Origin of the sequence: Sphingomonas sp. DG1-23 (genome assembly GCF_030730875.1) — a bacterium.
Lineage (GTDB): Bacteria > Pseudomonadota > Alphaproteobacteria > Sphingomonadales > Sphingomonadaceae > Sphingomonas.
Window position 1 is genome coordinate 207,135 of the sequence record NZ_JAVAMA010000001.1, and the last position, 21,220, is coordinate 228,354.

The 21,220-nt window shown below is 66.1% G+C and carries 15 protein-coding genes; 5 read left to right on the top strand and 10 right to left on the bottom strand.

Features of this window, described 5'->3' with window-relative positions; translation table 11 throughout:
• Positions 1–7: 7 nt before the first annotated feature.
• The gene (locus Q9Q95_RS00920) at positions 8–757 is read right to left on the bottom strand and encodes an SDR family NAD(P)-dependent oxidoreductase (RefSeq protein ID WP_306093182.1); all 750 of its coding nucleotides are present in this window, start codon (positions 755–757) and stop codon (positions 8–10) included.
• Positions 758–1,157: 400 nt separating this feature from the next.
• Here Q9Q95_RS00920 and Q9Q95_RS00925 point away from each other — a divergent pair, with 400 nt between their 5' ends.
• Positions 1,158–2,132, top strand: a complete 975-nt coding sequence (locus Q9Q95_RS00925; protein WP_306093183.1) for a hypothetical protein — start codon at positions 1,158–1,160, stop codon at positions 2,130–2,132.
• A gap of 29 nt (positions 2,133–2,161) precedes the next feature.
• Positions 2,162–2,863, top strand: a complete 702-nt coding sequence (locus tag Q9Q95_RS00930) for a hypothetical protein (RefSeq protein WP_306093184.1) — start codon at positions 2,162–2,164, stop codon at positions 2,861–2,863.
• A 321-nt stretch (positions 2,864–3,184) separates the two neighbouring features.
• On the opposite strand, the gene Q9Q95_RS00935 is transcribed toward Q9Q95_RS00930, so the two are convergent.
• The 3 genes from Q9Q95_RS00935 to Q9Q95_RS00945 all read right to left on the bottom strand — a co-directional run bounded on the left by Q9Q95_RS00935 (position 3,185) and on the right by Q9Q95_RS00945 (position 8,520).
• The gene (locus Q9Q95_RS00935) at positions 3,185–4,243 is read right to left on the bottom strand and encodes a hypothetical protein (RefSeq protein ID WP_306093185.1); all 1,059 of its coding nucleotides are present in this window, start codon (positions 4,241–4,243) and stop codon (positions 3,185–3,187) included.
• Positions 4,244–4,592: 349 nt separating this feature from the next.
• Entirely contained in the window at positions 4,593–7,607 is a 3,015-nt protein-coding gene (locus tag Q9Q95_RS00940) for a TonB-dependent receptor domain-containing protein (RefSeq protein WP_306093186.1), read from the bottom strand.
• A gap of 469 nt (positions 7,608–8,076) precedes the next feature.
• On the bottom strand, positions 8,077–8,520 hold the full coding sequence (locus Q9Q95_RS00945) for a GNAT family N-acetyltransferase (RefSeq protein WP_306093187.1): 444 nt from the start codon (positions 8,518–8,520) through the stop codon (positions 8,077–8,079).
• Positions 8,521–8,778: 258 nt separating this feature from the next.
• Between Q9Q95_RS00945 and Q9Q95_RS00950 the strand changes: the two genes are divergently transcribed.
• The 3 genes from Q9Q95_RS00950 to Q9Q95_RS00960 are packed head-to-tail and all read left to right on the top strand — an operon-like array spanning position 8,779 to position 12,608.
• Positions 8,779–10,749 (top strand): DUF4157 domain-containing protein, encoded by a 1,971-nt coding sequence (locus tag Q9Q95_RS00950; protein WP_306093188.1) that lies wholly within the window; start codon positions 8,779–8,781, stop codon positions 10,747–10,749.
• Complete coding sequence (locus Q9Q95_RS00955; protein WP_306093189.1) at positions 10,661–12,136, top strand: hypothetical protein; 1,476 nt, start codon at positions 10,661–10,663, stop codon at positions 12,134–12,136. The genes Q9Q95_RS00950 and Q9Q95_RS00955 overlap by 89 nt, the downstream gene beginning before the upstream one ends.
• A gap of 1 nt (position 12,137) precedes the next feature.
• Positions 12,138–12,608, top strand: a complete 471-nt coding sequence (locus Q9Q95_RS00960) for a hypothetical protein (RefSeq protein WP_306093190.1) — start codon at positions 12,138–12,140, stop codon at positions 12,606–12,608.
• Here Q9Q95_RS00960 and Q9Q95_RS00965 read toward each other — a convergent pair whose 3' ends face one another.
• From Q9Q95_RS00965 to Q9Q95_RS00990, 6 genes are all read right to left on the bottom strand, one after another.
• Positions 12,609–14,426, bottom strand: a complete 1,818-nt coding sequence (locus tag Q9Q95_RS00965; RefSeq protein ID WP_306093191.1) for a DUF885 family protein — start codon at positions 14,424–14,426, stop codon at positions 12,609–12,611.
• A gap of 101 nt (positions 14,427–14,527) precedes the next feature.
• The gene (locus Q9Q95_RS00970) at positions 14,528–17,890 is read right to left on the bottom strand and encodes an amidohydrolase family protein (RefSeq protein WP_306093192.1); all 3,363 of its coding nucleotides are present in this window, start codon (positions 17,888–17,890) and stop codon (positions 14,528–14,530) included.
• Positions 17,891–17,968: 78 nt separating this feature from the next.
• Positions 17,969–18,160: a hypothetical protein gene (locus Q9Q95_RS00975; protein WP_306093193.1), complete on the bottom strand. Its 192-nt coding sequence runs from the start codon at positions 18,158–18,160 to the stop codon at positions 17,969–17,971.
• A gap of 97 nt (positions 18,161–18,257) precedes the next feature.
• The gene (locus tag Q9Q95_RS00980; protein WP_371876654.1) at positions 18,258–19,559 is read right to left on the bottom strand and encodes an Hsp70 family protein; all 1,302 of its coding nucleotides are present in this window, start codon (positions 19,557–19,559) and stop codon (positions 18,258–18,260) included.
• Between the two features lie 103 nt (positions 19,560–19,662).
• Positions 19,663–20,103 (bottom strand): Lrp/AsnC family transcriptional regulator, encoded by a 441-nt coding sequence (locus Q9Q95_RS00985; RefSeq protein WP_306093195.1) that lies wholly within the window; start codon positions 20,101–20,103, stop codon positions 19,663–19,665.
• Positions 20,100–21,110, bottom strand: coding sequence for a cyanophycinase (locus tag Q9Q95_RS00990; protein WP_306093196.1), 1,011 nt, complete (start codon positions 21,108–21,110; stop codon positions 20,100–20,102). The genes Q9Q95_RS00985 and Q9Q95_RS00990 overlap by 4 nt, the downstream gene beginning before the upstream one ends.
• Positions 21,111–21,220 lie beyond the last annotated feature (110 nt).

Sequence of the window (21,220 nt, forward strand, 5' to 3'; positions counted from 1 at the left end):
CCATTTCTCACAGCAGCGCCATCCCGCCGTCCACGCGCAGATTGACGCCGGTCACAAAGCTGCCCGCGTCGGACGCAAGGAACAGCGCCGCGCGCGCGAGTTCGTCGGGGCGCCCGAGCCGGCCGAGCGGGATTGCCTCCGCCATTGCCGCTGCAAAGGCATCGCGTTGGTCCGGCGCGATGCCCAGCTTGTCGAGGATGGCAGTATCGGTCGGCCCCGGGCTCAGCACGTTGACGCGGATGCCGCGCGACCGGAACTCGAGCGCCCAGCTCCGCGCGAAGGCGCCGATCGCCGCTTTCGAGCCGGCATAGACGGCATGGCCCTCGAGCGCCTTCTCGCTCGCAAGCGAGCCGGTGAGCAGGATCGCGCCGCCATCGCGCAGAACGGGCGCGATCCGCTGCACACCGAAGAAGACGCCGCGCGTGTTGAGCGCGAACTGCGCGTCATATTCGATCTCGGAGACCTCGGCCGAGTTGCGGATGGTGTTCATGCCCGCATTGGCGACATAGATGTCGAGGCCGCCGATCCGCGCGGAAAGCTCGCCCGCCATGCGGCTGTGATGTTTGGGATCCGCCGCGTCGCCTTCGAACGCCAGTGTACCCGGCCCGATCTGTGCGGCCGCCGCCTCGAGCGCATGCCGGCTACGGCCGGTGATGACGATCTGCGCGCCAGCCTCGGCAAAGGACGTGGCGATGGCGAGTCCGATTCCGCTGCTTCCGCCAGTGATCAGCGCCGTCTTTCCGCTCAGCGTTCCCATGGTCGGTCCTCCGATCGTTGTCGCGACCGATCTAGACAGGCGGGCGGGTCCGGAAACTCACGCCCTGGGCGATGCCGCGCCCGCCCGAAGCCCAGGTTCGAGCTTGCTGAACCCGGGGGAACTCCCCACGCCCGGACGCACGCGTGCTAGCCGGCGGCAGGAGCGGAGCCATACCTTGGTACGATATCGCGCCCGCGCCGACGCTGGCACATCCGCTCGCAGCTCAGACGGCGCGCCGCTCCCCCAACACGGTGCTCCAGAGCGGCTTGTCGAGCCGTGTCAATCGGACGCGACAGGGATGATGAACGCAGGGTTTTTTCCGATTTCACCCTGTGGCCAACGAAATGGCAGTCGAGCGTCCCACCTGTCCGGCTCTACAGGCACCAGCGAGGAAGATTCGATGTCCCGGCCAATCCGCATCCTGCTCCAGACGACGATCCCTCCGATCGCCGACGATTGGAACATCGCGCGCTTTTCGATGTTGCGCGACCATCTCGCCGGGCTCACCGACGATTCAGGCGCGTCGCTGTACGAGGTCACTGCGCGCGATCGTACCCCACCCGGCGCTCCCGACCCGGTTCTGTCGACGCTCGACCAGTCCGACTATGACGAACTCTGGCTGTTCGCCGTCGACACCGGCGACGGCCTTCACGAGGCGGATTGCGCCGCAATCGGCCGCTTCCGCCGACGCGGGCGCGGCCTGTTGGTCACGCGCGACCATATGAACCTCGGCAGCTCGGTGTGCACGCTGGGTGGCGTCGGCAACGCCCATTTCTTTCACAGCAAGAATGCCGAACCGGATCCGGCCCGCCGCGCCGTGGACGACCGCGAGACCAGCTATATCTTGTGGCCCAATTATCATTCGGGCGCGAACGGCGACTTTCAGGAGATCGCGGTCGCCGACCCGCCCCACCCGCTATTGCTCGACCCGACCGCGCCCGGCGGGCTGATCCGCTACCTTCCCGCCCATCCGCACGAGGGCGCCGTCGGCGTGCCCGCCGACGACCCATCGGCACGCGTGATCGCCACCGGCACCAGCAAGGCGAGCGGCCGCCGTTTCAATCTCATAGTCGCGTTCGAGCCTTCGGCGGACGGCGGGCCGGCAGTGGCGCAATCGACCTTCCATCATTTCGCCGACTATAACTGGGACCCGGGCGCCGGCGCGCCCAGCTTCGTCAGTGAGCCGCCGGGCAACGCCCTCGCCCATTCGCCGGAGGCGCGGCGCGCGGTCCAGCGCTATGTCCGCAATCTCGCCTTCTGGCTCGCCGGCCGGTCGTCTCATGAGGACCGGCGCGACCGCGAGCTGGACGAAGCGCTCGACGAAAGCTTTCCCGCCAGCGATCCGCTTGCGATCGACCCGCCCGCAAGGGCCTGACCGCGCGGATGTCTTCCGGGACCACCGACATGCTCAAACCGCCCATCAGACAGATTTTCGCGCGGCGCCCCGATCCTTTGAGCGTCACGACCAGCTATGTGATCATGCGCAACGGAGTCGGCGCCCTTGGCTTGGCACTTCCGATCGTCGTGATTGCCGGGGGCGGTTTTGATTCGGTCCAGGCTTCGCTCAGCGCCTATTATCACTTCTCCCCGACTCGCCCGGCCGAATATGGTGCGGGAACCATGCGCGACGCCTTTGTCGGGATGCTCTTCGCGATTGGCGCCTTTCTGTTCTTCTATCGCGGCCATTCGCTCCAGGAAGACATGGCCCTGAACATCGCCGGCATTTGCGCGGTGCTCATCGCGCTGCTGCCCATGGACTGGCCAGTAGGCGCGGCGACCCCGGTGAGCCTTACCGCGTGCATCCATTCGGGGTCGGCAATCCTCTTCTTCATCATGATAGCCTATGTGTGCATCTTCCGCGCGCGCGATACCTTGCTCATCCTGAAGAGCCACCGACGTCGCAGGGCCTTCGGACGCATCTACCTGATCCTTGGTATCCTGATGCTGGCAACGCCGGCCGCAGTGCTGGCGCTCAAAGTTGTCGCGCCCGATCGAAGCAGCCGCTCCACGCTGTGGATCGAAGTCGCGGGTGTTGTTGTCTTTGCATCGTTCTGGTTGATCAAGAGCTTCGAGATCAGATCTTCGCTGCAATTGATCTTCAGATGAGCGCGTGTGCGCGGCCTGACGGGTTGGAGCAGCTTTGAAACCAGTATCGTAGCGCCAGCCCGGATTGCCGCATGAGTGAACGGCCGCTTTCGAGCGCCGTCACGGGCATGCTGAGCTGGCTACTCGGTCATCCGGCTCACCGGGCACGAGATCAATCGAGCATGCCGCGCTGTGCGGGCCGGGCGCCAGTCGGCAGTCGAAACCCGGCTACGCAATCCGATCTTCGAGGTGGCAATCCTCCCCGCGAGTGACCGCTTTGCCCCTCCAGGTCGCCGTTTATTTGCTCAACGCGTTGCCCGGGAGCAGGCGCGCATCGCGGTGCTACAGCGGCACCGCCTGCCGATCATATTGCTCCATTGCGCGGATGAGGGACTGCACATCCGTCGTGTTGCGCAGCAGCGCGTTGCGAGCGTCATAACAAGCACCCACGCTTGGAAACTTTACTTCAACCGGGCCGACAACGATCATCTCGCGGCTCACTCCCAAAGTCGCGGCTTGCGTGATCGTTCGCGCCTCGGACGGGTAATAATAACTCCACTTGCCAAGAGGAAATTCGTACGTCTTCGCAGCGACAGGTATTTTAGCCCTTACTCGGATCCACCCTCCAAAGGCCTTCGGCACCCTGATCCACCCGTCCTTTTTATATGCCGGGCGCGTGACAATTCCTTCTATGGGAACGTCGGCAGTGGCTTTGCCGAGAATCTGGTAGTTCACGGTTTCGCTGCGACTGACATATTCGTGAAAACGCAACGAAAGCGGCAGCACGGTAACGCTGGAGCCGATCGACCTTGTTGTTTGCACCGTTTCCTTGGTGCGCGTAATGTACTCGTCGCTTTTGACGACGGTAGTTTCGAACTCCCGGCCGGCGCTTCCACCAAGCCCACCGGAGACGGCAACGCCGTACCCCTCGAAGCTGACTGGCTCATAAGTCAGCGTGAAAAAGGACTTTACCCGGTCCGTTTGCTGGCGCGCCCGTGTCCGCGTTTGCTCGGCTTCGGTGGTCCGAACGTCGGAGGATTCGATCTGGCGGGTCTCAGGTTGGCTGGTGCAATTGAAATATGCTTCCGCCGCAATGGAGTTGATCGAAGGGTTTCTTGTCCCAATTTCGTTGAAGCGAATATCCCGAAACGTGAAGGATGGCGCGCCGGCTACCCTGATCGAAAGCTGCGCGTTACGCCAGTTGATGAGCCCTAGATCTGTCTTGGCGTTTGGGTTGGTCAGCCTCAATTGGTTGCGAACGATCGGCATCATCCCTTGTCTGGACTGCGGAAACTTCACGTCCACAAATTGCTGCGCCGACAAGTATATTGGCTGCGTGTCCTGCGCCAATAATGGCCCCGCGATCGCAAGCGGGAGAGCGCCCATAAGAATGCCATTCATATCAGCCGGCCCTCCGGTGCTTCAAGGCATCATGATGGCATTCCAGGCAATCCGTAGAGACTAAAGGGTTCTTGATGAAACCTTGGCAGTCGCAGCCGGCGACTTTGCAGGCAGGCAGATCTTCCGCACTCTTTCCTGTGCGCTCGGTTTCTTCTGACATCGTCCCCCCTTCCGATTGCTTCATATTACGTAGAAAGCAATCGCCGACAAGCGGAATGCGGGGCCGAAACGACCTTCCCTTCATTGCCGTAACGCGCGGGTGCGCGTCCTCGACACGGACCGAAATTCAGGGGGGCCACACAGGGGTCACGAATTCGCCCCCCGGATAGATCCGGGGGGCGAAACGCGGTCACAGCCGGAGCGAAATGCCCGCGACGATCTGTCGGCCGAGGAGATCGTAACCCATGATCGTGTTGCCGCGCAGCAGCCCGATGCGCGAGCGGCTGTCGGGCACGAGCGGCGGATCACGATCGAGGATGTTGTTCGCGGCGAGCCGGAACGTCATGTCCTTGGTGACGTCGAAGGTGAAGGCGAGGTCGAACCAGTTGTACGCGCCGATCCCCGGATATTGATCGCGACGCGCGCTGGCGTCCTGCGCCGGAATGCCGGTGTCGGCGGGCGCGTAGACGTCGAGCGGCATCGGCCCGCGATGGCGCCAGTTCAGCGACACGCTGGTCGTCCGCTCGGGCGAGGTCCAGGTGGTGCGCAGCTGGTGCGCCCAGCGCGGCATGCTCTCGCCGCACAGATTGCCGAAATAGCCGACGCAATCGCGCGGATCGATCGTCGGCGAGGCCTGCGAGCCGACGCGCGTCATCAGCGTGCCGTTGAAGCTCATGTCGAGCCGTCCGACCGAGCCGAGCCCGACATTATACTGCCCCTGGAAGTCCCAGCCGTGCGACTGCGACTTGTAGCCGTTCGCCGATCCGCGCGCGACCCAGCCGGTCGCCGGGCTGGTCGCCGGCGAGCTCGACAGCGTCCCGTTCGGATTGCGCACGATGCCGCGGCAGAAATACTCGTTGCCGGTGGCGAGGCACTCGTTGATCAGGTTCTGCGGCTGCAGGAAGTCGAGCTGGTCCTGCAGGTCGATCAGCCAGCGATCGATCGACACGGTGAGCCCGGGCACGAAGCGCGGCCGGAACACGACGCCGAACGTCTTGGTATAGGCGGTTTCCGGCTTGAGGTCGAAACCGCCCTCGCGCACCGTGCAGCGATCGTCCGGGCAGATCAGCGTAGTGCTGCCGTAGAGATTGGGGGCAAGCCCGGTATTGGCGCATTGCTCGGGCGTTGCCGACGGCGGCAGACGCGGACCATTGGGATTTGCCGGGTTGATCCGCGGGGCGCAGGGATCGGCGTAGAAGCCCTGGTTCCAGAAGATGTTGGCGGCACCCGCCGCCGTGCCCACGCCGGGCGCGGCCTGCGACTTGTTGTACGATGCACGGAAGGTCAGGTCGGAGATCGGCGACCACAGGCCCTCGACCTTCCATGTCCCGAACTTGCCGTCGAGACGATTATATTTCGACAGGCGATAGCCGGCATTGACCTGGAGCAGCTTGGTCCACGACTGGTCCTCGACCAGCGGCGCCTGCAGCTCGATATTTCCTTCGAGGATGCTCTGGGTGAAGCGCTGGTTCTGTCCACCATTGTTCTGCTGGTAGATCTCGTTGACGATGGTGCGTTCCATCTCCTCGCGATATTCGCCGCCCAGCGCGATCGCGAGGCCCTGCTCGGCGAACGGCGAGGTCATGCCGTATTTGCCGAGATCGCCGCTGACCGTGCCGACGAACTGCAGCAGGCGCGGAATGCGCGTGCTGATTCCGCCCGAGGCTTCGCCGTAGAGATAATTGTTGAGCGCGAGATCCTGGTTGAACGGCGTGAACGCGTTGAACGGCACGCAGCTGGGATCGGTGCCGTTGACCACCGAGCGGCAGGTCGGCCGGCCGCCGACATTGACCACGTCGAGCGAGCGATTGATGTTGTCGAACTGCGCGAACGGCACGTCGATCGTGTCGAGCCGTGCGCGCGAGATCATGCCCGCCACGTCATAGGACCAGACATCGTCCAGCACCCGGCCGCGCAGCCCCGCGACGATCCGATAGCCTTCGTTGGTGAACTTCTGCTCGACCAGCGGCAGCCCGTCGAAGCGATAGCGCACGTCGAGCGGGGCGTATTGCCCGGCGACCCCGGCATTGGCGCCGCACAGCACCTGCGCCTGCGAGGCCGACAGGAACGGGTTGTCGCAATTCACCCGGAACGGATCGCTGCCATAGGCAGTGAAGGAGTAGTTGCGGTTGAGCTGGGTGTTGTACGATTTGTCGCGGTAGAACAGCGCCGTGCTGTAGAATTCGACATGGTCGCTGATCTGCGCCGTCAGGAACCCACCGAAATTCAGCCGCTCGAACGGGCGCTGGAAAGCCCAGTCGTCATAGGGATTGGCGGAAGCGGCGGACGGGCCGCTGTTGATCGGGATGAAAGTCCCGTTGCCGTTCGGGTTGTTGACCAGCACCTGCCCGGCGCTCGCGCCCGACTGGGGAATGATCGTGCCGGCCGGCGTATAGCTGGCGCGCGAGCAAGACAAGGTCGCGGTGTTGCTGGGCTGGACCACTTCGCACTGCGAGAAGGAGCGGTCGCGCAAGCGCACCAGCTCCGACTGGCGATAGTTGACGAAGCCGCTGATGTTGACCCTGTCGTCGAACAGGTTGACGCCCGCTGCCAGGCTGACGTCGGCGCGGCCTCCGTCATTGGCCGTACCGGTCGCCGAATTGAACCCGGCGCGCCGGACGGCGTCGGTGACGTCACCTGCGCGATTGTTGTGGTTGAAGAAGCTGTAGTTCGCGTCGAGGCGAACCCCTTCGAAGTTCTTCTTGAGGATGAAATTGACCACGCCCGAGACCGCGTCGGAGCCATAGACCGACGAGGCGCCGCCAGTCAGCACGTCGACCCGGTCGACCAGCGCGGTCGGAATGATGCCGACGTCAACCGTGTTGGGCAGTCCAATGCGCAATCCGTCGATCAGCATCAGCGTGCGCTCATATCCGAGGCTGCGCAGCTTGATGCGCTGGCGGCCTTCGGAGTCGCTGAAATTCTGCTCGGAATTGACCTGGACCTGCGGCAGGCGATTGAGCACTTCCTCGATCGTGGTCGCGCCCTGCGCGGCGATCTCGGCCGAGGTAGTGGTGACGATCGGTGCAGCCGAGCGGTTGTTCGGGCGCACGATGCGCGTGCCGGTGACGACAATTCCGACGCTCTCGGTCACGTCGTTGCTATCGGCATCCGCGGGCACCTGCGTTGCGGCAACCGGATCGCCGGCAGATTCCGGCGCGTCCTGTGCCTGTGCGGACGGAGGCAGCGCAACCAATGCGGCCACGCAGCAACTCGTGGCCAACAAACCCCTGAACAGCATTCTAACTCCTCTTCATTCCCTGCCGCGTCTGGCGGGATCGGAGTGGCGTCGACTGCTTTTCGCGCAATCGTACCGCCTGGCATTCGCGCGCGACGGGCGATCCGCCCATTTCACGCCATGCCCCTCCCCCAACGTCGGTAACACCGGTGCTGTCACACAGAAACGTTCTGGACAACTATAATTCCGAAACTTGGTTTACGAATTCCGGCACCTGTGCTTTGAAAACCGCACTTTACGACGAAGCGCGCCCGCGGCCATTAACACCCCAAATTCTCCTCCACTCCGGCCTTGTGCCGGATCCAGCGGGCGGCTGGACGAAGGGGAGTGGAGAGCGCCGCCGTCGTGGTACGGCGGACCCCGGAACAGGTCCGGGGGTGACGCCTGGGGCGAGTGGCAGCTGACCACCTGCTTCCAGCCGAGGTAAGTTATCGGTTTACGATCGGTCGGCTGGCCGCTCTAGGGCCAGCGTCATGTTGATCGCCGGCCCGAAACGGGTCTGCGCCGTGCCGGAAGCGACGAAACCGCACGCCTCGTAAAAGCCGCGCGCTTCCGGCGCCGCCACTACCTGCAGCGAATTCGCCCCGCGCCGGCTCGCCACGGCACGCGCAGCGCGCACCAGGTCGCGCCCCAGCCCGGTGCGCCACACCGCCGGATCGACGAACAGACCGTCGAGTTCGGCCTGCCCATCGGGACGCGACAGGACCACCATGAAGCCCTTCACCCCATCCTCGCGTTCGCAGACGAATACATCCCCCTTGATGATTTGCCCGACAGGAAGGTCGATCGCCTCCGGATGCTGCAGCAACGCCTCTCGATATGTTTCCCAAGCCAGCGATGCGCGTCGTTGCAGCGCTTCCAGATCGGCGCGCTCGTCCACGCGTGCTGCGCGAATGCCCGATATGTCAGTCATGGCTGTATCCCGGCATGTGTTCGGCGCACTTCAATAAACCTTCCGCCGTAATATTGCCAAGATACCCATCCGAACTGCGTAAATACAGGATACACGACCATAAAGTTTTCTCCGAGGCTGAAACCCGACAGAAGTTTCCAATATTCGCTTTGCGGGCATTGGCCCTGCCCGTAGGATATTGCGCATCACCGAGTCGTGGAGCCGCGATGCAGCGCTTTCCCGGTCATGCGTAGGTGGAGTCCTCCACCGATCACGGAGCGCGCTGAATCGCGCATCGCGGCGCCGTCGGCACGACCTTCGGTCGACATCGGCGCGCCGCCCCGACGCTCGCTGGGCGAGAAGCTGGCCCAGATCCCCACTTATTCCGCCGCCGCGACGTCGCTGGCGGACAAGGCCCCGGACGAGGACATGCTCGAGCGCCGGGCCGACGAGGCCGCCGCCAAGGCGCTGAGCGGCGACCCGCCGCACCCGCCACGCGATGCGCCGCGCAGGGCGCTGGCCGCCGATGGTTCGCGGAGCGGCGGGCAGCCGCTGGCGCCGGTCATGCGCGCCTTTTTCGAGCCCCGCTTCGGCTGGGACTTCTCGCGCGTGCGCGTGCATTCGGATGCCGCCTCGGCCAGCGCGACGGCGGCGGTGAACGCGCATGCCTTTGCGAAGGGCGGCAGCATCCTGTTCGGCGCGGGGCGATTCGATCCCGGCAGCCGTGGCGGGCTGCACTTGCTGGCGCACGAACTCGCGCACGTGGCGCAGCAGTCGGAGATCGGCGAACGGGTGCAGCGCCAGAGCAAGGAAGGCGAGCAGACGGGAGTATCAATCCCCTTTGCCGTCAAGGTGACGCGCGTGCTCAGCAGCGCGGAGCTGCTCAAGGAGCTCGGCCTCCAATATGCCGCCGCCGCCGCCGACCCCGCCGTCGCCAAGGTGCGCGCCGCGACCAACTGGACCTGGGTAGGCGACCCGATGGTCGTGACCGATGCCGATGTCCGCAAGGGCTATATCATCGTCCCCGTCCGCGACCGCAACATCCAGCCGTCGAGCCCCGAGGAGAAGAAGGCGCGCGACAAGTTCGCAGCGTCGCTTCCTCCCGGCGAGCGTGCCGCGATCGAGAGCGAGGCCTATGAGGAGTTCTGGAACAAGACCCAGTACAAGGTCGGGCAGAAGCTGGGCTCCGGCGGCGACGACAAGAAGATGGGCAAGACGCTGGACACGATCCGCGCCAATCTGCTGCGCCAGCGCGAAGCGATCGAGGCGCTGCCGCCCGAGATCAAGGCGTTCATCTTCGACGAGACCGCCACCACCGTCATCCCGCCCGAGCATTATGACGACGCGCTGCGCATCGCGCAGAAGATCTCCGAGCTGACTCCGCTCGAACTGGCCGAATATAAGAGCCGCGTCACCGCGCGGACCACCGACTGGTCGGTCTATGAAAGCGCGGTCGATCGCTATCTCGCCGAGCGCAAGCAGCGCGCCGAGGTCACCAGCGAACGCCGCACGGTGGAGACGCGGCTGTTCAACATGGACGCGCTCTACACGCGCTACCGCGAGTTGATGTCGCTGCAGAAGACCAGCACGATGGGTGCGGGGGCGAGCAGAATCCCCGGGGGCGGGATGGTGGGCGGCACCGGCATCGGGACGCTATCAACCACCAACAAGATGCGCGCGGAGCTCAACGCCGATCTGGTCACTGCCGGCTTCCCCGGCGGGATCACCGATTTCGAGGCGTTGCTCCACCGCTACGAAGCGGCTTTCGAGAAGGAGACGCTGGCGCTCGCGAAAGTGATGCTCGACCAATGCCCATACGCTCTGGAAGGAGGAGGAACGCTACAGCGCCACGGGCAGCATGGACGCACTGCACCAGTCGGTCGAGCAATCGGGCGCGCGCGGCGATTACGAAGAAGGCGACAAGATCCGCGACGAGCATGCGCAGATGCCGATGACGCCGGACGAGATGGCGGATCAGGCCTATTGGGTCGGCAAGCGCAACGAGGCCCGGGCGCGCGGATCGAGCAAGGTGAGCACCGCGGGGAAGGACCACCCGCTAATCCAGCAGAACGATTTCGATCGCGAGCAGTTCGCCCGCACCACCTCGGCGGGCGGGCGCCGTCAGCAAATGCTCGATTACATCGCCGCGCGCCGCAAGGACATCGAGACGACGCGCAAGGCGCTCGAGGACAAGCCGTCGCAAATCTATGGCCTTGACAAGCTGCTCGCCGCCTCCTTCGCCGCGCAGGGGCTGGAGGGCGTGCGCGAGCGGATCATCCGCGACCATATCTCCGACGTGCATTGGATCGAGGCGATCCCCCAGATCATCCTCGGGGTGATCGCAGTCGCCGCCGGGCTTCTGACCGGCGGCGGCGGGACGGTCGCAGTGCTCGCCGGGGGGACCGCGCTCGGCATCGGCGCCTATCAGGCGCTCGAGGAATTCCGCCGCTACGAGATGAAGTCGGCCGCCTATGGTGCGCAGCTCAGCTCCGACGACCCGACCATCGCCTGGGTGATCGTGGCGGTAATCGGCGCCGGCTTCGATGCCGCGGCGTTCGCCAGCGTGCTGCCCAAGCTGCGCCCCGCGATCCAGGCCTTCGAGGCCGGGGCGGAAGCGAACGACGTCGCCAAGCTGACCGCCAAGCTTACCGATGTAGAGGAAGGCATCCGCGCCACCATCGTGCGCGCGGCCGAAGCGCGCGTCGAGGCGCGGGCGGCGTGGAAGGCGATCCTGCGGCCGCCGGCGGTGCTGCGGATGGTGATCCTGCCCGGCGCGGAGGAATTCGGCCGGCTGATCTATGCGGTCTATCTCACCGCCAAGCAGGGCATTCACGACTTCAAGGTGTTCGTGAAGACCAACGAGGCGATCAATCTGATCGGCGACATAGCCAAGATGGCACCCGAAGACCTCGCTCTGCTCAAGACCGGCTATATCCAGGCCGTGGCGGACATGGAATCGGTTGCCGCGCACGCCAAGTCGCTGGGGCTCGATGCGGCCCAGACCGAGGGTTTCCTCAAGCTCTGGGCAAACAGCAAGAACGCCACGCTCGCCCAGACCAAGGCCGAAATGGGCGTGTTCGCCGCGACCAAGCAAGGGGGGCTCCCAAGCCGGCCGCTCGGCAAGCAATCGCTGATCGTCGACGAGAATGTGATCATCGCGCAGAGAAAGCGCGCGGCAGGCACGAAGCTCCAGCCGGGCGAGGAGGCCGCGCTCAAGCGGATCGACGCGCAGGGCTCGCCCGACATGCGGGTATCCAAGGTGATCGGCACCAAGGGCGGCGGCACCGACGCGTTCGACATCACCGTGCCGCGCGACAGCCAGCCGTATAAGGACGTGGTGTCCGAGCTCGAGCGGTTGACCGTCGGCCAGAACAAGGGCGCCGAAGACCGCGCCATCGTCGCCGACGTATTTTTCGCCAAGACCGAGCCCGGCACCACGCCGACGCTGGCCACCCACGACCCCGGCATCTACAATCGGTTGCTGCTGGCAACCGGCAAGGATCCGGCGAAGCTCGGCAAGAGCGTTGCCGAATTCTATCCAAATGGCTTTTCGGTGACCATCAAGGGACAGACCATCAACGTGCTGCCGCTGCCGAAGAAATAGCATGGGATATAGCTACGATTATCTCGTTGCCGCGCTGCGGTGCCCGGTCACCGGCAAGGTGACGCCTGCCGATTACACCACGGGAATGACCACCTATTTGCCGGCCGAGCCGGCGATGGCGGAGCTCGGCGTGGGCGATCGGCTGGAAATCGATCCGGCACGGGCGAACGCCGGGGATTATAACGGCTATCTCCTGGTCAACCCGGTCGTGCCGGGGGCGCCGGTGCGGATCTGCCAGACCTGGGAATGCCCCTATTGCGCGGTGTTCATCCACTGGGCCGAGATCCGCGTCGAGGACGGGACGATCGCGGCGATCGAGACCGTCCCGATCGACCGCGAGACGCTGGCGCGGGTCAACCTGATCTCGGTCGACGTGGTCAGCGTGGTGGCGGACCTGACGGGCGAGCCGATCGAGACGCTGCCCGGGACCGATCTGGTCGGCAGGCTGCGCGCGCTGCTCCAGGCCCGCTGATCAAACCTTCAGGAAGCGCTCCTGCACGACGCGCTCGAGCACCGTCAGCGGCATCGCGCCTTCGAGCAGCACGTCGTGGAACGCTCGCGGATCGAACTTGTCCCCCTGCGCCGCCCTCACCTTGTCGCGCAGGCGCACCCACAGGGTATGTCCGATCTTGTAGCTGCATGCCTGGCCCGGCCATACCGTGTAGCGGTCGATCTCGCTTTGGCTGCGGCCGCGGGCGATGCCGGTGGTCGCGATGAAATAATCGGTCGCCCGTTCGCGCGACCAGCGCTTGTGGTGCAGCCCCGAATCGACCACCAGCCGCGTCGCGCGGAACAATAGCGACTGGAGATAGCCGACCTGCCCGAGCGGGTCGCCGTCGTACATACCCATCTCGTCGGCCAGTTGCTCCGAATAGAGCGCCCAGCCCTCGGTATAGGCATTGAAGTCGGCCCGGCGCCGGATCAGCGGGATGTTCGGCGATTCGAGCGCGAGCGTCACCTGGAGATGGTGCCCCGGCACCGCCTCGTGATGCGTCAGCGTCGCCAGCCCGAATTTGGGGCGATCGAACGTGTCGCGCAGATTGATGAAGTAGATCGCCGGCCGCGATCCATCGAGCGAGGCGTTCTGATAATAGCCGCCGGGCGCGCCGGCGCGGATCGCCGCGGGCACCTGCCGCACTTCGACCGGCGCCTTGGGCAACGAGCGGAACTGCTCGCCGAGCCGCTTCTGCATCGCCACGACCTGCGCGCGCAACGCCTCGAGCAATGCCTCGCGCCCCGGATCGGTATTGGGGAAGAGCTGATCGGGGCGCTTGTTGAGCGCGACCAGCCGCTCGCCGACGCTCCCCTGCCCCATGTCCTGCGCTTTCAGGATCGCATCGATCCGCGCGCCGATCTCGGCGACCTGCTCCAGTCCGAGCTGGTGGATTTCGGCGCCGGTCAGGCTGGTGGTCGTCGCCGCCTGCGCCGCGGCGGTGTAGTAGGCGTCGCCCTCGGGCAGCCGCCAGACGCCGGCGTCGTGCACTGCCTTTGCACGCAATTCGGTCACCAGCGCGCGCTGGCGATCGATCGCCGGGAAGATCCGTTCGGCGACGAGCTTCTCGGCCGCCTTCGCGCGATCCGCCGGCAGCTTCGCCGCCGCGAGCTTGCCCGCCAGCGAAGCGACCATCACCGTCTCGCCCGCGGCCTGATCGCGCATCGCGGCGATCTGCCTGAGCGTGGTGTCGAGGATGAAATCGGGCGCGAACACCCCACGTGCGGCATCGTCGCGCTGGCGGGCGGTGTCACTGTCGATCGTCCGCGGGAACGCCTCCAGCCGAGCGAGATAGGCGTCGGCATCGGCGGCATTTCCCACCCGATGCTGCGAATCGAGAAAGTCGGGCACGTCGCGATAGGCGCCGCCGAGCTGGCTCAGCACATAAGGCGCGAAGCCGTCGCTGTTTGATCCGTAAGGAAAGCGCGCCGCGGCGGAGATGCTGCGCTCGAGCTGATAGGCGACGACTTCCTGATCGAGCCGCGCCGACGACGACAAGGAAGCCGGGCGAATGGCGCGCAACTCGGCGAGCTCGCGCTTCGACCGCGCCAGGGCCTTCGCCACGCCCGCTGCCGAATTGTCGCTGAGCTTGGCGCGCAGCCCGGCGCGCGCGCCGGTGTCGAGGCCGAGCTGGGTCGCTGCCTCGGGAGCGTCGTTCAGCCGATCGTAGAAGAAGCGGTCGAGCAACGACGAGAGCTTCTTGTCAGCGGTTGCCTGGCTGCGCGGCGTGGCGGCGGCAGGCCATGCGGCGGCGAGGGAGAATGCGCTGACGCCGCCCAGGAATTCACGACGATCCACTTTACTCTCCCGCTTCGTCATCCCGGCGAAGGCCGGGATTTCCTGCCGCATCGCGCCTCCGCCCGTCATCCCGGCTTTCGCCGGGACGACGGGCGATGACCTTACCGACCGGTCTTTTCCCACCAATAGGCGCCGCGCTTCGCCGTTCCCGTCCCGACTTCGTCAAGCGTCGCCGCATCGTAGAGTCGCCCGCCGAGCATCACCCGCGACACCTTGTCGCTGTTGCGGATATCGGCGGTCGGATCCGCATCGAGCACCACCAGATCGGCGAGCTTGCCCGGTTCGAGCGAACCGATGTCGCGCGCCATGCCGAGCGACTGGGCCGACACGATCGTGCCCGCGCGCAGCGCCTCGACCGGCGTCATCCCGCCCCGGACGAACGACCAGAGCTCCCAATGCGCGCCGATTCCAGCCTGCTGACCGTGCGCGCCGATCGAGACGAGCACGCCGCGCTTCGCCAATTTGTGCGCCTCGCGGGCATTGTCGTCGTCGACGAAATTATCCTCGGGCGCTTTGATCCGCCGGGCATTGTCGGCGAGCAGGACCGTCGGCGGCGTATGCGCACGCAGCAGCGGATGCGCATAGACGTCGGTCGCCTGCCGCCAATAGGGATCGCCGGCGAGCCCACCATAGGTGACCACCAGAGTCGGCGTGTAGTTGGTCCTCGTCTGCGGGAAGAATTGCAGCACGTCGTCATAAAAGGTCTCGAGCGGGACATTGTGCTCGAGCGTCGAATTGCCGTCGGCGACGATCGTCATGTCCATGCCGAACAAGGACCCGCCCTCGGCGACGACCTGCATATTCTCGCGCCGCGCCGCCTCGACCACCTGCTGGCGCTGCTCGCGGCGCGGCTGGTTGTAGTTCTTGACGCTGTGCGCGCCCTGCGCCTTGAGCCGCCGGGCATGCGCGAGCGCATCGTCGAGGCTGTCGATCTGGGCATAGACGTCGGCCGCCTTCGCACCATAGACGATCTCGCCGGTCGAGAAGATGCGTGGGGCGAGGATCATCCCGGCGCGCTGCAGCTCGGACGCGGCGAAGATCTCGCTCGACCGGTTCGACGGATCGTGGATCGTCGTGGTGCCGAGCGCGAGATTCTGGTGCATCGACCAGTTGTTCTGGGGGATCAGCTCGTCGCTTCCCGCCGGGCCATGCGCATGCGCGTCGATCAGCCCGGGAATGATCGTCTTGCCGGCCACATCGATCTGCGTCGCGCCCGCCGGGACGGCCGTCGAGGCGCGCGGGCCGACCGCAACGATGCGGTCGCCGCGGATCACCACCACGCCGTCGTCGATGATCCCGCCATTGGCATCGGCCATCGTCACGACGCGCGCGCCGGTGAGTGCCACCGTGCGGTCCGGCTTGGCCGCCGTCACCTCGCGCGCCAGCGACACGCCGCTGGAGGGCGGGACGAATTCCGGCGCGCCCTCGGCACGCGGCGCGTTCGGGAAGAGCTGCGCGGTCTCGGCGGTGTACACCGTCGGCCCGAGGCTCCAGTGCAGCCTTTTGCCGTCGTTCGACCAATGGAGATAATCCGCACCGCCCGCGCTCACCCGCGTCACCGGCAGCGCCTTACCGTCGCTGGCCAGCGCGACCGACTGGTTGCCCGGCATCAGCGGCACCACGAACGCGGCATAATTCTGGCGGAACGCGACGAACTCGCCGCTCGGCGCTACCGCATAATCGGTCACCAGCTCGCCGCTGGCATGGACGCGTTTGTCCTTGCCGCCGAGATCGGTGCTGACCAGCTCGCGCGCGCCCTTCTCGCCTTCGCCGATCATGAAGATGCGGTCGTTCGCGGCGCCGAATTGCGGTGCCGCCATGCCCTTGGCGACGCGGATCACGTCGCCGCCCGCCGCGGCGACCCGGTACACGCCGGGATCCTGCGACCAATTGGGGCTGGTGAGGTTGCCCGCGCCGACCCGCTCGAACACGATCGTCTTGCCGTCGGGCGAGAAACGTGGCCGGGCATAATGGCCGGGCTGGCTGGTCACGTCGCGCGCCGCGCCGCCGCTTGCCGCAACGGTGCGGATGCGTCCCAGCCCGGCATCGGTCCAACCGACGAACGCGATCGTTCGGCCATCGCGCGACCAGCTCGGAAACAATTCGAAGCCGTCGCCGCCGCTGGTCAGCCGCTTCACCGCGCCGCCGGCCATCGGCTTGATCCAGAGCTTGCCGAGGCTCTCGAACACCACCCGATCGCCGGCCGGCGATACGGTGGCGAAGCGCGGCATCGTGGTGGTGAAGCGATCGGGCGCCACCGCGATCTGCGGATGCGGCGCATCGATCACGCCACGGGTGTCGTTTACGGCGAACGGAATCTCGCGCGCGTTCGATCCGTCGGCGTCGATCCGGCGGATCTTGCCCTTGGCCCAGAAGACCAGCGACTTGCCGTCGGGGGTCCATGCCATGTTCGGATAGACTCCGGTGACCGCCCAGGTCTCCTGCACGTCCTGGTCGAGATCGTCGTAGATCTTGCGTTCCTCTCCCGAGGCGAGATCCTTCACATACAGCTTCGAGCGGGTCGCCTCGCGCCGGACGAAGGCGATTTTCCTGCCGTCGGGCGAGGGCGTCGGCCGCACCGCGCCGCCGGCGCCGCTCACCGCGGTGGTCACCTCCCCGGTGTCGAGATCGTAGCGCTCGATGTCAAACAGCCCGGTGTTCGAATCCTGGGCGTATTCGAAGATCGGGCCCGGCGTGACGTTGCGGGTGTAGAAGATCGACTTGCCGTCCTTCGCATAGATCGGCTCGCCCAGTTCCTTCTGATGGGTCTCGTTGGGACGCTTGACCAGCATCACCCCGCCGCCGCCCGAGACGTGATAGAGCCAGACTTCGCCGGTGCCGAGCGAGCGGCCGGTGGTGAAATGCTTCTTGGCGGCGATGTAGCGGCCGTCGGGACTCCAGCTCGGCTGGTTGAGCAGCCGGAATTCCTCCCTGGTCACCTGGCGCTTGTCCGAACCGTCGCGGTTCATCACCCAGATATTGTCGCCGCCGCCGCGATCCGAAGTGAAGGCGATGCGGCGCCCGTCGGGCGAGAAGCGCGGCTGGACTTCCCAGGCGAGGCCTTCGGCAATCCGGGTCGGCGTGCCGCCGGCGATCGGCATGGTGTAGATGTCGCCGAGCAAGGTGAATGCGATCGTGCCGCCATCGGGGCTGACGTCGAGATCCATCCAGCTGCCTTCGGAGACGCGGATCGGGATCTGGCGAATGGTCGCGCCGGCGGGTGCATTGACGTCCCATTTCGCCGGCTTGTCAGCCTTCGCGGCGGCCGGGGCGGCAGGCACGGGTGCACCGGTCGGTGCCGGCTGCGGCTGCGGGGCCTGCTGTTCGACCGGACGGACGATCTCGTCCTCGGGTGCCTGAGTCTCCTGCACCGGCTTTTGCTGGCTGGGCGGCGCGACCTGCGCCGCGGCCTGATGCGCGGCAAGTGCAACCAGCGAGACGAGCGCGATCGCGTAGGCTTTCATGAATTCCCCTTTTCTCGACCGGCAATCCCTATCGCCGGTCGAGAAGGGAATCCATCAGATTAGAAGCGTTTCCGCCGATCAGCGGCGGGCGCCGCGCACCGCGTTCAGCACCGCCATCGCCGCGATCCCGAGAAACGCCGCGCTGGTCCACGGCCGCGCCCTGGCGAAGCTCTTCGCTTTTTCGGTGATCGGCGCACTTCCGGAGAAATGGGTCCGGAAATCGTCGGTGAGCGCCGTCTTGCCATTCGAAACCGTCGCGGCGTCTGCCATGTCTCTCTCCATCGGTCAGCGCGGAATGCGCCATTCGGGAGCGTCAACGCGCCTGCGGCAGAGGGTGTCCCCCCATCGATCGAAAAGTCCGCCCGTTTCAGGCGACCCAGCCCGCCAGATCCTCCTGCTGGCCGATCAATGCGAGCCCATGCGCGATCGAGGTCAGTTCGCCGCCGCTCGCGATCCGATCCGCGCCGAAACGCCGCTCGAACAATGTCCGGATCGCCGGGATCAGCGACGAACCGCCGGTGAGGAACACCCGGTCGATCTTCTCGGGCGGCGTGGCGGCGCGGGCAAAGGCCGCGTCCATCGCGGCTTCGATGCGGACCAGATCCTCGCCGATCCACTGCTCGAAATCCGCACGGCGCACATCGGCCGCGATCGACACGCCGTCGCCCTCGAAGGCGAATTCGGCATGGCTCTCGCTCGACAATGCCCGCTTGAGCCGCCCCACCGCATCGTACAGCGGAAAGCCCTGTTCGTGCTCGATCAGCGCTATCATCCGGCCGATCGGCTCGGGATCGACGGCGTCCCGCTGGAGGCGCTGCAATTCGTCCAGCGTCCGGCGGTTGCGCATCAGCGCGAGCCGCGACCAATCCGCGAACTCGGCGAAATAGCCGCCGGGGATCGGCAGCAATTTGCCGAACGAGCGATATTCGCCACCCTTGCCGAGCAGAGGCAGCACCAGCCGGTCGACGATGCGCTGGTCGAACCGATCGCCGGCGATGCCCACACCGGTCGAGCCCAGCGGCACGCAGCGCCGCGCCGCGCCCGGCTCGGCGACCTGCACGATCGAGAAATCGGTGGTGCCGCCGCCGAAATCGGCGACCAGCACCGTCGCGGGCTCGGTCAGCCGCGCGGCATAGCTATAGGCGGCCCCCAGCGGCTCGTAGACATAATGCACTTCGGTGCCGAAGCCATGGAGCATCGCGTCATAGCGTTGCCGCGCCAGCGCGGGGTCGGGCCGCGCCCCGGCATATTCGACCGGGCGCCCGACGATCACCCGGCGCGGGCGCTGGTCGAGCTGCCCGCCGGCATGCGCCACCAATTTCTGGAGGAAGCGCTGGCCGAGATCCTCGAAGCGCAGCGGCTTGCCGAAGATCTGCGCGCGCTCGAACAACGGGCTCGCGGCGACGGTCTTGAACGACTGGACGAAGCGGCTGTCGAGCGGCGACTGGAGGAACTCGGCGATCGCCCACGGCCCCGCCTCGTGCACAATGCCATTCCAGCCACGCTCTTCCTCCCAGAAGCACAAGGCCGTGCGGAACACCGATCCCGCCGCCGCCGCGCCGGCAAACTCCACCAGCCGCGATTCGCCGTCGCCCGAACCGAGTGCGACGACGGTGTTGGTGGTGCCGAAATCGAGCCCGAGCGCATCGGGGCCAGCGAGGCTGTGCACGTGCTTCTCCTGCATGGTTTCGGAACTTGCAGGACGGCCTGCGCGGGCCGCCGCCTATGGCAATGCCGGCACGACAGGGCAAGGACGAACGGCGCACGGCGCCTCAGCGCTGCAGCTTGGTCGCCAGAATGACCGAGGAGGTCGTGCGCTCGACGCCTTCCAGCGCGCCGATCGCATCGAGCAGATCGTTGAGCCGATTGACGTGCGGCGCCTCGACCACCGCGATCAGATCATATTCGCCCGAGATCGCGTAGAGGCCGGCGACTTCGGGCATCGTCATCAATTGGTCCTGCGTCGCGCTCGTCGCCTTGGGGTAGAGCTTGATCATCACGTGCGCGCGGATCTGGCGGCGGTCATATTCCTCGCCCAGCCGGACGGTGTAGCCGACGATCGTCTCCTGCCGCTCGAGCCGCTCGATGCTGCTATAGACGCTGGTCCGCGACACGCCGAGCGCCGCGGCCAGCTCGGAGACGTTGCGCCGGGAATCCGCCCGCAGCAGCGCGAGCAGCTGCAGGTCGAGCTCTTCCGGCGCGCGGTGAGTCACTGCACCGCCGCTTTGGGCGGCACGACGGGCGCACCCAGCAATTGGCCCTTCTCCACCCGCGCGACCCACGAAAACGCGGCATTCCCGACGCGCAGCCGATCGAGGTCGAAACGGCTCGTCGTGCCGATGCCGGTGACCCGGATCGCGCGCCAGTCCAGCGCCGCGCCCGGCCTCAGCTTCGGCTTCCCGCTCGGCTCGACCAGCCACGCAAAGCCGCCATTGCGGGTATGGAGCCTCGCGGTGCCATCGGCCTCGACGCAGAGCGCGCTCTCCTCGTCGACGCCGATGCCCACCGCACGCGAATCGCGCTGCCGCGCCGCCGCGACGAACGCGATCAGCCGCCCGAGCCGGTCGCGCGCGGCGAAGTGCGTGTCGGTGACGACATGCGCGAGCCGCGGCATGTGGAGGAAATCCGTGACGAGAGTCACCGCCGGACCCGCGGGATCGGCGAGCGCGGTCGGCGAGTCCACGCTGCCGCCGTCCATCGCGCCATACGCGGTGCCGCCGAGGATCGCGAGCCCGGCGCTGGTGCCGGCGATCGGCCGTCCCTTGCGGACATGCGCGTTCAGCAGCTCCGCCACCGGCGTGTCCTTCCAGAACCGGACGTAATTGGCTTGGTCGCCGCCCGCGAGGAAGATGCCGTCGGCCTTGCGCAAGATGTCGAGCACGCGCGGGTCGCTGGCGGCGGCGCGGTCGCTGAACACGATCGTCTGGACCGAGAGCACCCCGCCGATATCGCGATAGATCTCCTCGCCGGCGTCCCCCGCGCCCGAGGCGCGCAGCACGACGAGATGGCCGTGCCCGGCCCGCGCGGTGAACCAGCGAAAGGCGTCGCGCGGCCATTCGCCGCCGCCCATCAGCATCATTGCCTGCCGCGTCGGCGCGGGCGTCGGCGCGGCGACGTCGCCGATCTCGTAATAGGCATAAGCGGGCGGATTCTGGGCGGGGGCGGCAGCCGCCCAAGACCAGGCGAAGATCGCGACCACCAGCCCCCATAGTGTCTTCACGGCCACCATCTCCATTCAAATCGTTCGAAACAGGCGCGCATTCTGCATTTTTGTTATTCCATTTTGCAGCTCAGCGATATCAATATGTCAACACGACATAAGGGGGACGC

Excerpts from the sequence above, each read along its gene's own strand:
- Q9Q95_RS00920 (WP_306093182.1), bottom strand. The coding sequence starts at position 757 with ATGGGAACGCTGAGCGGAAAGACGGCGCTGATCACTGGCGGAAGCAGC.
- Q9Q95_RS00925 (WP_306093183.1), top strand. The coding sequence starts at position 1,158 with ATGTCCCGGCCAATCCGCATCCTGCTCCAGACGACGATCCCTCCGATC.
- Q9Q95_RS00930 (WP_306093184.1), top strand. The coding sequence starts at position 2,162 with ATGCTCAAACCGCCCATCAGACAGATTTTCGCGCGGCGCCCCGATCCT.
- Q9Q95_RS00935 (WP_306093185.1), bottom strand. The coding sequence starts at position 4,243 with ATGAATGGCATTCTTATGGGCGCTCTCCCGCTTGCGATCGCGGGGCCA.
- Q9Q95_RS00950 (WP_306093188.1), top strand. The coding sequence starts at position 8,779 with ATGCGTAGGTGGAGTCCTCCACCGATCACGGAGCGCGCTGAATCGCGC.
- Q9Q95_RS00955 (WP_306093189.1), top strand. The coding sequence starts at position 10,661 with ATGCTCGATTACATCGCCGCGCGCCGCAAGGACATCGAGACGACGCGC.
- Q9Q95_RS00960 (WP_306093190.1), top strand. The coding sequence starts at position 12,138 with ATGGGATATAGCTACGATTATCTCGTTGCCGCGCTGCGGTGCCCGGTC.
- Q9Q95_RS00970 (WP_306093192.1), bottom strand. The coding sequence starts at position 17,890 with ATGAAAGCCTACGCGATCGCGCTCGTCTCGCTGGTTGCACTTGCCGCG.
- Q9Q95_RS00975 (WP_306093193.1), bottom strand. The coding sequence starts at position 18,160 with ATGGCAGACGCCGCGACGGTTTCGAATGGCAAGACGGCGCTCACCGAC.